Below are 14,761 nucleotides of genomic sequence, written 5' to 3'. Positions count from 1 at the left end.
ACGGATTATTCTTTATTTTCTTTCGTTTCTTCAGAAGAATTAATTCCTTGTTCTTTTTCTTCTTCTTCCAGAATTTTATCCAAATCAATTCGCTCAGCTTCAACGGATTCAGTATCTGTATTGGAAATATCGATTTGTAGATTTTCTGGAACCTTGATGAAAATATCTTGCCATCTCAACATGCGTTCATCTCCTCTCCATCGAAAATCCTTGAGATATCTCGCCGTTTCGGGTAATTTGGAATCCGGATAGAGTTTGGAATTGGCTTGAATTCGACAAGATAAAACATCAACATTCTTCCCATTGATTTCGGCTTCTATGATTCCACAATCCGATAAGTTGATTCCGATTCTTTCTTTCTCTAGTGTTTCTTCATCTTCATCGTCCACAAAGGTTACAGACTGCGCATTTTCATGAACTTCCACCAAATTCAAAGAATTGTTCAGAAAATAACCTGTCATAAATTTTCCTTTTACTTGATTGAATTCTTTATCATTCAAGGAATCGACTTTAGCAACCGCAAAAGCATTGTTGAAGATTCGAACCGAATCCAAAACTTCCAATTGAGGATTGTTGTACAAATAAATGGTATCGCCGGTAATTTGTTGATCACCCGACCACATAATGGGATCTCGAAAGGATTTCAACAAACCAATCGTTTCATTGTAAAAGACCGAATCTGACTTTCCTTGGGCATTGGATTTGAAGAATCTCGCATTGTAATAGGCTTTCAAAACACGTGTCGAATCTTTACGTTGAACCGCCATGATGGTATCTGCATGGAAATAAAGCGAATCTTCAGTAAAGGCTTTGACAGCATAGGCATTTCCAGTTACAAAAGCGGAATCCATATCACGATGCGCTTCGGCGTATTCACCTCGTATGAAACGTTGTTCTTCTGGATCGTCCATCAAAACATTTCCTCTCGCCCATCCAAATCCGGTTTTATCGTTGAAATACATTTTGTCTCCATGCAATTCCTTGCCTTCTCTGTACACAATCGATCGCTTGTTTAGAAAGGCTTCACCCGTTTTCCGATTGAAAATTCCGCCACCTTCGGGCATATAAATATTGTCTCTCGGATTTTCACGACTTGTCACTCTTGAATTCGCCAAAAATTCCGTTTCACCTGTTTGTTGATTCATCCTCATTTTGTGCGAATCAATTATATAATCCTTTGTTTCAATCCGTGTATTTTGATTGAAATCAATGGTTTTGGTTCTTGTATCGTACTGAAGAATTTGGGTATGCGTGACGGTTCCATCTGAACCTCTAATGATGGCACCTTTGTCTGTGTAAGCTATTCCAGTTCGTCTATCGTAGGTCAAATAAGGAGTTTCAACTCGTTGAGTCGGATCGACCAAGACAACATTTCCCGAAGCGATGATGAATTCCGTTTCACGATTGTATTCGACGTAGTCCGCAAACATTTCTGATTTAGGGTCTTTCATATGAACATTTCCAAAGGCTTTGGCTATGCTCAAATTTCCATCGTATTCCAAACTATCGGAACGCATGTTCATGGTATCGTTGACAATTCGAACATTGGACCAAGCACGAAAGAAATTTTCTTTCATGTAATACACAGCACTATCGCTGTATAATTTGGTTCGCTCATGTTCAAAACCTACGTTCCCATAGGCGAATTGATTTCCTTCAAATCGTTCGGGAGTACTTTTGATCACATCGGAATGCAAATGTTTGATTTTCTTTTTCGGTGGAGTTCCTTGCGTGACTTGCGCCCATGCAAAGATTCCAAGAAAGAAAATACCAAGAAAGGATAAGATTCTGATTCTATTGCTGATTTCTTCTGCCATAAAAATAAAGCGAGTGACTATCCACTTTTATGCCAAAAACTTCTTCAATCGTTGCTTTGATGGATTGAATTCGTGGATCGCAAAATTCAATAACTTCGCCTGTATCTCCTAAAATGATATGGTCATGCTGTTTGTCAAAATAGGATTTTTCGTAATGGGCTTGTTGATCTCCAAACTGATGTTTGCGTACCAATTTAGCATCCAACAATAATTCAATGGTATTGTACAAAGTAGCACGACTCACGCGGTACTTTTTATCTTTCATCATGATGTACAAACGATCGATGTCAAAATGTTCATCTGTTGAGTAGATTTCTTCTAAGATTGCATAGCGTTCAGGTGTTTTCCTGTGCCCATGTTCCTCCAAAAATTTGGTGAAAACTTGTTTTACAACCTCATAATTTTTCTGTTTTACAGCATCCATTTCCATTACAGCAAAGTTTCGGTAAAGATAGTTCTAAATTTGAAGATTTGAAAATTTGAGCATCATTCCTTCTTATAGGATCATTATCGGAACCCAATTCTTTCCCATTCAGTTTAATTTAAATCCCTTATCTTTGCCCCGATTTTATCTCTTTCAGATTTTTAAAACAATCCGAATTCTTCAACAGCAGGGCTTATTTTTCATTCTGAAAAAGCTACTTTAGAAAGAAGGTAAAGTTAGGAAAAGCCCAAATCAAAACATTTGAACGAAATAGCTCCAATTATTGGATTGGCATCCTATTTCCTATTTTAAAAATTATATGACTCAATTTAAGGAATTAAACCTCATTGACCCTATCCAAAATGCATTGGACGCACTTGGATACCAAACCCCAACACCCATTCAAGAACAAGCCATCCCTCCTATTTTACAAGGTAGAGATGTTCTGGGTTGTGCTCAAACCGGAACAGGTAAAACGGCAGCTTTTGCCATTCCTATTTTACAATTATTAGAAGAGCGTAAAAAACAAAATCCCAAGAAAAGCATCAAAGCTTTGATTGTAACGCCAACGCGTGAATTGACGATTCAAATTGAAGAATCTTTCCAAGATTATGGAAAGAATTTGAATTTGAAACATGCCGTTATTTTTGGTGGAGTGAAACAAACACCTCAAGTGGGAAAACTTCGCAATGGTGTGGATATATTAGTCGCAACGCCTGGACGTTTGTTGGATTTGATCGATCAAAAAATCATTTCGCTTCGTGATATAGAATTGTTTGTATTGGATGAAGCAGATCGTATGTTGGACATGGGATTCATCCATGACATCAAAAAATTATTGAAAATCCTTCCTCAAAAGAAACAATCTTTGTTCTTCTCAGCAACGATGCCCAAGCCTATTATGGAATTGGCCAATAGCATTTTGCATAATCCGATTAAAGTAGAGGTTACACCTGTTTCCACTACAGCGGAAACGATTCAGCAGGAAGTATACTTTGTAGACAAAGAAAACAAAGTAAGTCTTTTGCACCATTTGTTGAAAACCGAAATCAACGAAAGTGTATTGACTTTTACCCGAACCAAACATGGTGCGGACAAATTGGTCAAAGCTTTGGCAAAATTAAAAATCACGGCGGCGGCGATTCATGGAAACAAATCGCAAAATGCTCGACAAAATGCTTTGAATAATTTCAAAGACAAAAAAATCAAAGTCTTGGTGGCGACTGATATTGCGGCGCGTGGAATTGACATAGATTTGTTGAAATATGTGGTGAATTATGAAATCCCAAACATTCCCGAAACCTATGTGCATAGAATTGGACGAGGCGGACGAGCGGGTGCCGAAGGAATTGCGATTTCGTTTTGTGATATAGACGAGAGAGACTACATCAAGGACATTCAAAAAACCATTGGTATGCAAATTCCAGAAGCAAAGGACAATCCTTTTCCGATGAAAAATTTCACCAAGTCTCCACCAAAAGTAAAACAGCCAAGACCTTCCAAAAGAGGAAATGCTCCAAGCAAGGTTTCGGATACTTCTTCTGGAAATTCGGCGAATTCAAAAAAGAAAAGCAAACCCAAAAAATATTTTGGATTTAAGAAATAAACAAATTGAATCCCAAGGCAATGCCCTTTAAATCGGAATTTTTTGAGAAAATCTTAACAGTTTATATGACTTATATAAGGTCTGTCTATTTGATTAAAAGCTAAATTTGCCTTTTTCAAAATAAATTATACAAATGAAATTCATTTATTTTTTACTATTAATGTTTAATCAGAATCAAATGGAAAACCCTTTGTTACAAGATTTCAACACGCCGCATGAATCGGTTCCATTTAGTCAAATTAAAACCGAACATTTCTTACCAGCATTTGAAATTGCCATCAAAATGTCTCAAAAAGAAATCGAAGATATTTGCATCAACCCAGCAGAACCTACGTTTGAAAACACCATTTTGGCGTTGGAAACTTCGGGAGAAAAATTGGGGAAAATTTCAACGATTTTCTTCAATTTGAATTCAGCTGAAACCAACGAAGAAATTCAAAATTTAGCCAAAACTATTTCACCTATGTTGTCGAGCCATGGCAATGACATCATGTTGAATCCAGTTTTGTTTAAACGTATCAAAACCGTTTATGATAACCGAAATGCTTTGAATTTAAATCCGGAGCAAATGCGTTTGTTGGAAAGAAAATACAAATCTTTCACGCGTAACGGTGCGAACTTAAACGAAGCACAAAAAGATGAAATTCGTAAAATCGATGCGGAATTATCCAAAACGACTGTGAATTTCGGACAAAATGCCTTGGCAGAAACCAACAATTACTTCTTACAAATTAAAGATGAGTCCAAATTAAAAGGACTTCCTTCGTATGTTTTGGCAGAAGCAAAAGCAGAAGCAGAAAACCGCAAATTGGAAGGTTGGGTTTTTACCTTGCACATTCCAAGTTATTTGCCGGTGATGACCTATGCAGACAACAGAGAATTGCGTCGCGAATTGTTCATGGCATATAGCAACAAAGGTTTTCAAGCAAACGAATACAACAACGAAGCAAACGTTCAAAAAATCGCAGAATTGCGTTTGAAACGTGCCAACATTTTGGGATACAACACCCATGCTGATTTCGTATTGGAAGATCGTATGGCAAAAGATCCTCAAACGGTGAAAACCTTCTTAAACGATTTATTGACACAATCCAAACCATTTGGCGTACGTGACGTGAAAATGTTGGAAGACTACGCAAAAGCAAAAGACGGTATCAAACAATTGGAAAGATGGGATCATGCTTATTATGCAGAGAAAGTAAAAATGGAAAAATACAGTTTGTCTCAAGACGAATTGAAACCTTATTTCGAATTGGACAAAGTTGTTCAAGGAACGTTTGAAATTGCAAAACGTTTATTTGGAATCACTTTCGTAGAAAGAAAAGATATTGACAAATACCACGAAGATGTAAAAGTCTACGAAGTATTGGACGAGAAAGGACAACATTTGGCTTTGTATTATACAGACTTCCACCCAAGAGCTGGTAAACGAGCTGGAGCATGGATGACTAGCTACAGAGAACAATCCAACATCAACGGAAAACAAGTTCGTCCTCATGTTTCAATTGTATGTAATTTCACCAAACCAACAGCTGACACACCTGCTTTGTTGACGTTTGACGAAGTAGAAACTTTGTTCCACGAATTTGGGCATGCTTTACATGGAATGATGGCCAACACAACATATGAAAGCCTTTCTGGAACCAATGTATTGTATGATTTCGTAGAATTACCTTCTCAATTTATGGAGAACTATTGCTACGAACCAGAAGCTTTGAAACTTTTCGCACAACACTACCAAACAGGAGAAACCATTCCTCAATCTTTGATTGACAAAGTGAAAAATGCGTCTAACTATATGGAAGGATACCAAACGGTACGTCAGTTGAGCTTTGGTATTTTGGATCAAGCATGGTACGGCTCCAACCCATTGAAGGTAACTTCGGTTTCGGAATTTGAAAACCAAGCCATGGTTCCAACGAATTTATATCCGGTAGTTGAAGGAACCTTGATGAGTACTTCCTTCTCTCATATTTTCAACGGTGGATATTCATCTGGATACTATTCGTACAAATGGTCAGAAGTTTTGGATGCCGATGCGTTTGCCTATTTCCAAGAAAAAGGAATTTTCAACAAAGAAGTAGCAGCAAAATTCAAGAAATTATTGCAAAGTGGTGGTAGCGTGGACCCTATGGAATTGTACATAGAGTTCCGTGGTCAAAAACCAAGCAACGATGCCTTGATGAAACGTGCTGGTTTCAACTAATTTGTAACAAAATACAAGCAAAAACGTCTAATGGCTAAAAATGACTCTTTATGTTGAATAACTCAAAACTACAAGCCTTTTTAGCCATTGGACCGATTGCTTTATTTTTCCTCCTATTTTTCGGCTATTTCATTTTTGTATTTGGAATCATTGAAGTCTCCATGCAGGATCGAGCTAGTGGCGAACTAGACTTACCCGTAGGTTTGGCTGTAGGAATGGGTACTTTCTTTGCCCTATTCTTTGCTACCATGGCCATTTGTTTTTTCTCATGGATTTACTTTTTGATCCATGCCATCAAAAACCCTAATTTCGAAAAGCCCGAAAATCAAAACATGCGGATTGTATGGATTCTTATCATTGTTTTGGTAAGTATTATTGGCCCAATGATCTATTGGATCGCCGAAATCCAATCCAAACAACCTAGACCCTATATTCCGAGTTAATTGTTTCTTTTTATAGAAACGAAATCAAGTTTAGACTAAAATGAAAGACCCCAAAGAAACAGCCGTTGTCAAGTATTTGGCACATTTAGATAAAATCTTCCAACGCGAACCTGAATTCTTTCGAAATGAAAGCACCATCGAAGGTGTCAATGATGTTTCAGCCATTGTATACAGAGATTATCCGACAATCGGATATATGACTGCTGTAACCTATGGTTTGTCTTTGGTTGAACATCCAGACTATACCGATACTCGTCCAGAACTATGCATTTGTGTAGAGTCAGACGAAATCAATTGGGGGATTGTCATTGGGCATATTGCCAACCATTTGCGTGGGAAATATCCGTTTACCTATGGTTTCACGATTGATTTCAAGAGCCAAGTGGCGAAGGATTCCGAGATGGATGCCTTTTTGGTCTTTGCTCCAACTGTTTTTGAACGTGAAGAATGGGCAGGAATTGATGTCGGTGAAGACTACAAAATTAACCTTACGTCACTCTACCCTATCTATGCTTCTGAACTAGAAGCCTACAACATTATGGGAATTGAGGACTTTTGGAAACATCCAAATTTTCATCCGTATAATGTAAGACGTGAGAAAGTGAGTTTGGGATAATTCGATTTGCGAGCTGCGATATAGGAAGTTGGCCCTTCGACCCTCCTTCGGTGGACAGGCTCTGGTCAGTGACCAGTGACGATATTTATTACCCGAAACTGCGTTTCTCCTCTTAATCTCAAATGCTCAGGGACCGGAGACAGTATAAAAACTAAACATATAAGAAGCACTTGGGAGACTGGGTGCTTTTTTTTGTTTTATTAACGTAATCTGGTGCGTGATTGCATCGTGTGCCTATCTTTTTTGCGTTTGAAACGCTGATTAATATAAGCACTCGTTACCGTTGCACTCAAACGAGCGCTAGAGAAGAAATTATAACCGCAGAGAGCGCAAAGAGTTCGCAAAGAGCGCAGAAACATAATAACCTTAAAACACTTAATGCCTTAATGTTTAATAAAATCAGCAATCTGAAATCCTAAATCTGAAATCCCCTATACCCCAAAGACACAATCTTTAGTCCCATTGCAGCCATTTATACCTTTTTCATACTTCCACAAGAACCTGCAAACAACTCAATGTTCTTGGAAAACGAAAAATCCTTTGGCGAACTTCAAAATTCAATAGTCTACAACCTCTTGTACGTCGGCATTGCAACCAACATTAAGACCCCAATCTGGCGCGCGATTGCATCGCGTGTCAATCTTAATTGCGTTTTAAACGCTGAATAAAAAAAACACTCGTTACCGTTGCACTCAAACGAGCGTTTATTACCAAAGTGGGCTAACTTTCACATTTGAAATTTCCCTATTGCCTTCTTCATAGGAAGAGTAACTACTATTTTTCCAATCTCTTTCATGGTAAACAAAACCTGCTGCTATGGGATTATAATGTATGTAGTGAATACGCTGTTCAATTTTCTTATAATTATCCAACAAAATTGGATGAAATCCATCTTGCCAAATTTTATAATGATCGGCACGGTTCGTTCGACGCGCTTCGTAGGAAAATTTGTTCAATAACCATACTCTTCTACTTTCTGATACTGAATTTATTTCTTCTATAAATTTCTTATTCGTATGTTTCTTGAAATCTCGGATAATGTTTTGAATTTCATTTCCCTCAGAACTTAAAATTAAATGGATATGACTTGTCATATAAACATAGGCGTGAACTTTTAAACCCTTAGCTTCAATACAATAATTCAACGAATCATCCAGTATTTTACTGTAAGAAGGACGAATAAACAAATCAACCCAACCAATAATTGTCATTGTAACAAAAGTAGGAATAGAACTATCAATCACTTTGTATTTTTCAGACATAATGAACTTGTTTTAAATTTAATAACTAGAAATCAATTAAATATAATAAAATAAGGATTTAGTCTGGCGCGCTCCCGAAACATCGGGAGTAACGCATGCCTATAATTTTTGCGTTTTAAACGCTGAATAAGTAAAACACTCGTAACCGCTGCGCTCAAACGAGCGCTAGAAAATCATACCTCCAAATTTGCCCCAAAGAAAAAGCAATAGTTAAAAAACACAAGAAAAATGCTAGGAGGCGAGCAAAACAATAAAAACAAAAGACTAATCCATTTTCACTGAAGAATAAATGGTTTCCAATTTACCCATACAAACAACAGAAGAAAAAAAGCAGACACAGAAAGTAAAAATGCCATTATTAAAAACCCGTAATTATCATCATAAGGTAAAAATTGGGCTTGATAAAGCAAAGACCATATCCATACCGTTACTAATAACAAAACAATTGTATAAATATGGGTTTTATATTTTCCTAAATGTGATTTCACTGGATTGTTAAGAAATAGGATTGATTTGAATTTGTCCACCAATAGCCTTCAAAACCTTTAAAATGGTTGAAAATTGTGGTTTAGAACCTTCCGCGAAAGTCTTGTATAAACTAGGTCTGCTCATACCCGTTTCTTCTGCAATTTTCGTCATACCAATTGCTTTTGCAACGTTTCCAATTGCAACAAGTATTTCAGACTCATTCCCTTCTTAGAGTGCTGTATTTAAATATTCAGCAATCATTTCTTTTGAGTTTAAGTATTCAGCTATATCAAATTTTGTTGTTTGCATTTTATAGATTTAATTTTCACCGAAAAATTTTGTTTTTTATATTTTAAAAGTGCGGAAGCTTTTTAATTTATTAAACTATGTACTAATTGTTGAGTAGCTACTTCTAAAAAGACTTCTAATTCATTTTCTCTAACTTTTTCATATCCAGTTTTTCCTGTTCTTGCTTTATGCCAATTTTTTGAAAAAGCTTCATCAATAACACATGGATATTTACTATTGCAAGGAGCGTATTTGTATGTATATGAACCTACTAATTCATTTTCTTCAATCATCAATACTTTAAATTCAATTTCTGCTCCATATCTTTTATACAAATATGGTAATCTACCATCTTTATTTTTATCAGTGTAATACTTATTTGTTTCATAAATCACATTAAGATTTAATTTACTTATTTCAATGATCAAATCTGTATCTCCTTTTGAAACGTAATCATTATTTATCAATGCTTGATTATATAATTGTCTATCTCTAACAATAAATTGATTTTTCATTAATTCTCTTTCGATTACATCATATAAATTATCATAATTTATTTCTTTTTCTATAAATTGAGAGCTACCATGGGTGTTTCTTGAATCAAATGTACCTAAAATGTTACTATCACTATAGCCATTTGAATAATTCGAATAATTACCTGTAATAATTTTTGTTTTTACATCTTTAGTTCTAATAACCACTTTAGGATTTGGCGTATTTTTGATATAATTCAATAATTTGGGAGTTGGGTGAATTTCATTTTTCGGTTGTTCAAATTTTACGTATTTGGTAGCACAAGAACTTAAAATAATTAGCAAGGTAAAGGATAGAATTCTGATCATATTAATATAAAAATTTGAATAATTATTATTGGTTTAAATCAATTGGTGTAGGTAAATTTAAAAAAAAACATAAACAATCAGAATTTATAAATAATATTAAATTTGATGTGGCAATTCTATTATTAAAAACCTACTACTTAAAACCTAAACTACCTCGGCAACACATACCAAAAGATCGCAAGGAAATGAAGAATACTTCCTGCCAATACCCATAAATGCCAGATGGCATGGTTAAAAGGAATTCGTTTGTTGGCATAAAAGACAATGCCAATCGTATAGGCCAATCCGCCTAGAGCAATGTACCACAAAGCCTCCGAACTTAAAGAAGCCACCATGGGTTTCACGGCAATAACCACCAACCAACCCATCAATGCATATAGACTTAAAGAGAGCTTTTTGGACTTACGCAAGGGCGAAAACTTAAAGACAAAGCCCAAAATTACCAATGCCCAAATTGCCGCAAACATCGTCCAACCCCAAGCTCCTTGCAGTCCTATTAACATCACAGGCGTATAGGTCCCTGCAATCAAGAGATAGATGCAGAGATGATCAATTCGTTTGAGAAAGTATTTTTTACGCGGATTGGTTGCAGCATGATAAAAGGTCGAAGCAGCATATTGAAACGTCAAACTCAACCCAAAGACAATGGAACAAATGATTTCCAATGCTCCGCCATACAAACTGGAATACACCACCATCAACACCAAAGCAGCGACCGCCAAGAGCGTCCCAATACCATGCGTAAGGGTGTTCCATAATTCTTCGTTTTGAAAACGAATGTATTTTTGACTATACGTCATCAAAGTTTATTTTAATAGAACCCGATTTCGGACGAGAAATACACGCCAAAATCAATCCTTCTTCTTTATCAGAATCGGTCAACACAAAGTTATCTGCTAAGTTGACTTCACCTTCTTCCAATTTACACAAACAGCTACTGCATACGCCTCCTTTGCAAGAGTATGGCGCATCTACATCGGCATCCAACAAAGCATCGATCAAGTTTTTCTCACGACTCCATACCACATCGCTGGTTTCACCATCAAGGGTTACGGTTACCGCTACTTCGTCTGGCGCTTCCAATTCTTCTGGTAAAATATCCAATGGACTTTGGTCGGGCGTAAACAATTCAAAGTGGATGTGTTTCTTGATGATTCCTGCTTTGAAAATCTCATTGGAGATCTCTTTGATCATTTCGTTTGGACCACAGACCATGGCTTCATCGACCTCGTTGATGTCCACGATTTGATTCAAGATCAATTCGAACTTATGAGCATTCAATCGACCTTCAAACAAGAAATTCTCCATCTTATGTTCTGTGAATACAAAGTGCAAATGGAAATTGTTGGGATATTGTTCTTTCAAGGCTTTTAACTCCTCGTAGTACATGGCACTATCGGGCGTTTTGTTGGAGTAGAACAAATAGAAGTTCACCCATTCTTCTGTCTGCAAGGTAAATTTCAACACACTCAAAATTGGGGTAATTCCACTTCCTGCAGCAAAAGCCAAAATGGTTCTTTTTTCGTTGGGTTTGGACGGAATTCCAAAACGACCATTGGGAGTCGAAACCTCCAAGGTATCTCCTACTTTCAACTCAGTTGTCAAATACTTGGAAATAAAACCATTTTTTACCGCTTTCACCCCAATGGTCAATTCCCCATCATTGGGACTTGAACAAATGGAATAATCGCGTCGTGTACCGTTGATGTTTAGCGTGATGTACTGCCCTGCTGTAAAAGAAAGAAATTCCTTCTTCAAATGCTCGGGAACATCAAAGGTAATTTGAACTGAATTTTTGGTTAGATTTCGTATGTAGGCAACTTGCAAAGAGTGAAAGTCCATTCCGTAAAATTTTTCACAAAATTAAGGAAACTTCGGTAGTATTTCGGTACGTAGTGAAATGAGATTAATTAGCTGTTTCAATTCAATTTCTTAACCGATTAATTCGTCTTTCTCCTTTCCAAATGAAAGTTTTGCACAGGTTGATACACAAACGGATAATATTCTACCTCCACGTCTGATTTATCCAATCCAAATGCGCGCTCATCTCGTTGTCCTAAATGTTTGTAGAAGAAATAGGTTTTCAAGATGAATCCTTCTTTTAGACTGAATTCATTTTCGACCGATAAATATTTTTCGGTAATGATGAATTTGAAATCGGACTGATTGCTATAAGCCGAATAATTATGTTCGCGCGTATGTAGATTTAGTTCTTTGTTTTCAATTAAATCCGAAATGATCTTTTTGAAGTACAATTCGACTCTGGGTTGAATTCGAAACCCACTGTTCAAGGTAATCTTGATGATTTTATCGTCGACCAATTCCACTACATCATAATCCAAGGTATAAGGTTGATTCGTTCGGTTGATGAAATACAACCAATAGACATCGGCTCGTTTGGGGCGTTTGTTTAGAATCGAATCCATAATTTTTTCTTCCACCGAAAAAGTTCGATTTCCACGAGACAAATAAATCAAATGCGTCGCATATTTCGGAATGGTCAAATCTTCTGACAACTGCTGAATCTTGTCTGCATAATTCCGAACATCTACAAATTTGGTATACTGAATGCTGATTTTTCGGCCATAATAGACCACATACATGGAAAAGAAGAAAATTCCTCCAACGATTAAGGTTATGTATCCGCCTTCGTTGAATTTCATCAGATTCGCAATGAAAAAGGAAATTTCAATCACCAAAAACAAAGCGATGATGCTGTACACCCAAATGGCTTTCCATCTCCGTTTGTACAACAAATAAAAGAACAGTAAATAGGTTGTCATCAACATGGCAACGGTGATGGCGAGACCATAGGCAGCTTCCATATGTTCAGAAGATTGGAAATATAAAATCACAAAAACACAACCGATCCATAAAACAAAATTTACGCTTGGAATGTAGATTTGACCTTTTGTTTCGGTGGGTTGTTTCACTGCAACGCGCAACCAAAAGTTTAGGTTAATCGCTTCGTTGACCAAGGTGAAAGATCCGCTAATCAACGCTTGAGAAGCAATGATGGCAGCCATGGTTGCAATGATAATTCCAGGAAGCAAAAACCAAGTCGGCATCATTTCAAAAAATGGATTTCGTCCAGCCAAAAAGACATCGGGCTGATGAACCAACCAAGCGGCTTGCCCCAAATAATTGACCACCAAACAAAGTTTTACAAATCCCCAGGTAACACGAATGTTGTTTCGACCGCAATGGCCCATGTCAGAATACAAAGCTTCAGCACCTGTGGTACAAAGGAAAACAGCTCCCAAAATCCAAAAGCCTTGGGGGTATTCGACCAAAATCTGATAGGCATAGACTGGATTGAGGGCTTTCAACACAGACGGATAATTGAGAATCTGCAAGAATCCCATAACAAGCAAAACCAAAAACCAAATCAGCATCAAAGGTCCAAAGGCTTTGCCCATTTTTTCGGTTCCCAATCGTTGGACAAAAAAGATGGTGGAAATGATTCCCAAGACAATGGGTACGACCGAAATGTGTTCTAAACCATGAACCATTCGAAGTCCTTCAATAGCAGAAGTAACGGAAACTGCCGGTGTAATGATTCCGTCTGCGAGCAAAGCAGCTGCGCCAATCATCGTGGGAACCACCATTTTTTTCCGTATTTACGTATAAGAGAATACAGCGAAAAAATCCCACCTTCTCCTTGGTTGTCTGCTTTCAATGTCAACCAAACATATTTAATGGTCGTTTGAAAAACCAAGGTCCAAAAGACGCAAGAAACACCTCCAAAAACCAAGGTTTCTGAAATTTCTTTCTTCCCAATAATCGCTTTGAAAACATACAAGGGACTTGTGCCAATATCGCCGTAAATGATTCCTAAGGTGATGAGCAAAGTTGCCCATTTGACTTTGTTGAATTCTGTTGAGTTGGTTAAATGTGTTTGCATGTAGCAATCAATAATTTAGACAAATTTCCAATTATTCCTACTACAAAAAAGAAATTTAACACTATAGCTCAATGAGGAAAATCAATTCTCCAATTCCTCTTTGATTTTCAGGAATTCTTCTCGGTACTTTTTCGCATATTCATATCCGAATTCAAAGATTTCATCCAATTTTTTCACCTCAAATGTGTTGAATTGATTGATTTCATGGGGTTCCAAATACACATCACAAGTATGAGCAGAATTTGATTTAATACTTGACGTCATAATCCGAATGATGCGTTGTATGATGTCTTTGTATCCAGGTTTTCCTTCCATGACATCGATCGGCGAAATGTTCACGCCAATGCTTTTGAAACAAGTCGCTTTGATTTGCTCAACGGGGAAATTGTTCATTATCCCACCATCGCATAAAAAGGAATTGTTTTTATAAGGAACCGGATGAAACACCAACGGAAAACAACAAGATGCTTTGATAGCAAAAGAAAGTGATCCTTGGTTGAAAATCAAAGATTCCGCATTGGTTAAATCACTCACCGACACAAATAAGGGGATTTTCAACCCTTCGAAACTATCATGAGGAATGTATTTCTGAATAATTTTCACAAAAATATCGGTACTAAATAATCCGCCATTTCTTGGAGAAATATTGGAATAACTAAAGAAACTTTCTTTTTTGGTAAAACCTAAAATTTCTTCTGGAGTATATCCTTCTGCAATAAATGCTCCTGCCAAAGCACCCGCACTTGCGCCAGAAATAGCTCCGATTTCAATTTCCAATTCGCGTAAGTACTGAATGATTCCCAAATGGGCAATTCCTCTAAATCCGCCACCCGAAAGTGTTAATCCAAGTTTGTTATTGACAACCATAATTTATAATTCCATTCA

At 36.9% G+C, this 14,761-nt stretch carries 13 protein-coding genes and 1 pseudogene; 4 read left to right on the top strand and 10 right to left on the bottom strand.

Going from position 1 to position 14,761, the window contains the following annotated elements; genetic code table 11:
- Positions 1–5: 5 nt before the first annotated feature.
- Positions 6–1,817, bottom strand: coding sequence for an OstA-like protein (locus ABID46_RS06160; RefSeq protein WP_354508141.1), 1,812 nt, complete (start codon positions 1,815–1,817; stop codon positions 6–8).
- Positions 1,795–2,247 carry a Fur family transcriptional regulator gene (locus tag ABID46_RS06155; protein WP_354508139.1) on the bottom strand — a complete coding sequence of 151 codons (453 nt, stop codon included), beginning with the start codon at positions 2,245–2,247 and terminating at the stop codon, positions 1,795–1,797. Before ABID46_RS06155 ends, ABID46_RS06160 begins: the two co-directional genes overlap by 23 nt.
- 313 nt (positions 2,248–2,560) lie before the next feature.
- Between ABID46_RS06155 and ABID46_RS06150 the strand changes: the two genes are divergently transcribed.
- The 4 genes from ABID46_RS06150 to ABID46_RS06135 all read left to right on the top strand — a co-directional run bounded on the left by ABID46_RS06150 (position 2,561) and on the right by ABID46_RS06135 (position 7,112).
- The gene (locus ABID46_RS06150) at positions 2,561–3,847 is read left to right on the top strand and encodes a DEAD/DEAH box helicase (RefSeq protein ID WP_354508137.1); all 1,287 of its coding nucleotides are present in this window, start codon (positions 2,561–2,563) and stop codon (positions 3,845–3,847) included.
- A 178-nt stretch (positions 3,848–4,025) separates the two neighbouring features.
- Positions 4,026–6,053 (top strand): M3 family metallopeptidase, encoded by a 2,028-nt coding sequence (locus ABID46_RS06145; RefSeq protein WP_354508136.1) that lies wholly within the window; start codon positions 4,026–4,028, stop codon positions 6,051–6,053.
- A 50-nt stretch (positions 6,054–6,103) separates the two neighbouring features.
- A complete protein-coding gene (locus ABID46_RS06140; protein WP_354508134.1) occupies positions 6,104–6,496 on the top strand; it encodes a PLDc N-terminal domain-containing protein in 393 nt (130 codons plus the stop codon).
- Positions 6,497–6,536: 40 nt separating this feature from the next.
- Complete coding sequence (locus ABID46_RS06135; RefSeq protein ID WP_354508132.1) at positions 6,537–7,112, top strand: suppressor of fused domain protein; 576 nt, start codon at positions 6,537–6,539, stop codon at positions 7,110–7,112.
- A gap of 707 nt (positions 7,113–7,819) precedes the next feature.
- Here ABID46_RS06135 and ABID46_RS06130 read toward each other — a convergent pair.
- The 8 genes and pseudogenes from ABID46_RS06130 to ABID46_RS06095 all read right to left on the bottom strand — a co-directional run bounded on the left by ABID46_RS06130 (position 7,820) and on the right by ABID46_RS06095 (position 14,743).
- On the bottom strand, positions 7,820–8,374 hold the full coding sequence (locus ABID46_RS06130) for an REP-associated tyrosine transposase (protein WP_354508130.1): 555 nt from the start codon (positions 8,372–8,374) through the stop codon (positions 7,820–7,822).
- Between the two features lie 495 nt (positions 8,375–8,869).
- Positions 8,870–9,151: pseudogene (locus ABID46_RS06125) on the bottom strand (addiction module antidote protein).
- Between the two features lie 62 nt (positions 9,152–9,213).
- Positions 9,214–9,972, bottom strand: coding sequence for a hypothetical protein (locus tag ABID46_RS06120; RefSeq protein WP_354508128.1), 759 nt, complete (start codon positions 9,970–9,972; stop codon positions 9,214–9,216).
- Positions 9,973–10,121: 149 nt separating this feature from the next.
- A complete protein-coding gene (gene trhA, locus ABID46_RS06115) occupies positions 10,122–10,772 on the bottom strand; it encodes a PAQR family membrane homeostasis protein TrhA (protein WP_354508126.1) in 651 nt (216 codons plus the stop codon).
- Positions 10,762–11,814, bottom strand: a complete 1,053-nt coding sequence (locus ABID46_RS06110; RefSeq protein ID WP_354508124.1) for a 2Fe-2S iron-sulfur cluster-binding protein — start codon at positions 11,812–11,814, stop codon at positions 10,762–10,764. Before ABID46_RS06110 ends, trhA begins: the two co-directional genes overlap by 11 nt.
- 98 nt (positions 11,815–11,912) lie before the next feature.
- A complete protein-coding gene (locus ABID46_RS06105; RefSeq protein WP_354508122.1) occupies positions 11,913–13,580 on the bottom strand; it encodes a KUP/HAK/KT family potassium transporter in 1,668 nt (555 codons plus the stop codon).
- Complete coding sequence (locus tag ABID46_RS06100) at positions 13,562–13,876, bottom strand: KUP/HAK/KT family potassium transporter (protein ID WP_354508120.1); 315 nt, start codon at positions 13,874–13,876, stop codon at positions 13,562–13,564. Before ABID46_RS06100 ends, ABID46_RS06105 begins: the two co-directional genes overlap by 19 nt.
- A gap of 81 nt (positions 13,877–13,957) precedes the next feature.
- Positions 13,958–14,743, bottom strand: coding sequence for a patatin-like phospholipase family protein (locus ABID46_RS06095; protein ID WP_354508118.1), 786 nt, complete (start codon positions 14,741–14,743; stop codon positions 13,958–13,960).
- Positions 14,744–14,761: the final 18 nt, after the last annotated feature.

The organism is Moheibacter stercoris (assembly GCF_040545805.1).
Lineage (GTDB): Bacteria > Bacteroidota > Bacteroidia > Flavobacteriales > Weeksellaceae > Moheibacter > Moheibacter stercoris.
Note: the sequence above shows the minus strand (reverse complement) of the source record. Positions and strands in the feature narration are given on the sequence as shown.

Coding starts and splice junctions, on each gene's coding strand:
- ABID46_RS06160 (WP_354508141.1), bottom strand. CDS start 1,817: ATGGCAGAAGAAATCAGCAATAGAATCAGAATCTTATCCTTTCTTGGT.
- ABID46_RS06155 (WP_354508139.1), bottom strand. CDS start 2,247: ATGGAAATGGATGCTGTAAAACAGAAAAATTATGAGGTTGTAAAACAA.
- ABID46_RS06150 (WP_354508137.1), top strand. CDS start 2,561: ATGACTCAATTTAAGGAATTAAACCTCATTGACCCTATCCAAAATGCA.
- ABID46_RS06145 (WP_354508136.1), top strand. CDS start 4,026: ATGGAAAACCCTTTGTTACAAGATTTCAACACGCCGCATGAATCGGTT.
- ABID46_RS06140 (WP_354508134.1), top strand. CDS start 6,104: ATGTTGAATAACTCAAAACTACAAGCCTTTTTAGCCATTGGACCGATT.
- ABID46_RS06135 (WP_354508132.1), top strand. CDS start 6,537: ATGAAAGACCCCAAAGAAACAGCCGTTGTCAAGTATTTGGCACATTTA.
- ABID46_RS06130 (WP_354508130.1), bottom strand. CDS start 8,374: ATGTCTGAAAAATACAAAGTGATTGATAGTTCTATTCCTACTTTTGTT.
- ABID46_RS06120 (WP_354508128.1), bottom strand. CDS start 9,972: ATGATCAGAATTCTATCCTTTACCTTGCTAATTATTTTAAGTTCTTGT.
- trhA (WP_354508126.1), bottom strand. CDS start 10,772: ATGACGTATAGTCAAAAATACATTCGTTTTCAAAACGAAGAATTATGG.
- ABID46_RS06110 (WP_354508124.1), bottom strand. CDS start 11,814: ATGGACTTTCACTCTTTGCAAGTTGCCTACATACGAAATCTAACCAAA.
- ABID46_RS06105 (WP_354508122.1), bottom strand. CDS start 13,580: ATGGTGGTTCCCACGATGATTGGCGCAGCTGCTTTGCTCGCAGACGGA.
- ABID46_RS06100 (WP_354508120.1), bottom strand. CDS start 13,876: ATGCAAACACATTTAACCAACTCAACAGAATTCAACAAAGTCAAATGG.
- ABID46_RS06095 (WP_354508118.1), bottom strand. CDS start 14,743: ATGGTTGTCAATAACAAACTTGGATTAACACTTTCGGGTGGCGGATTT.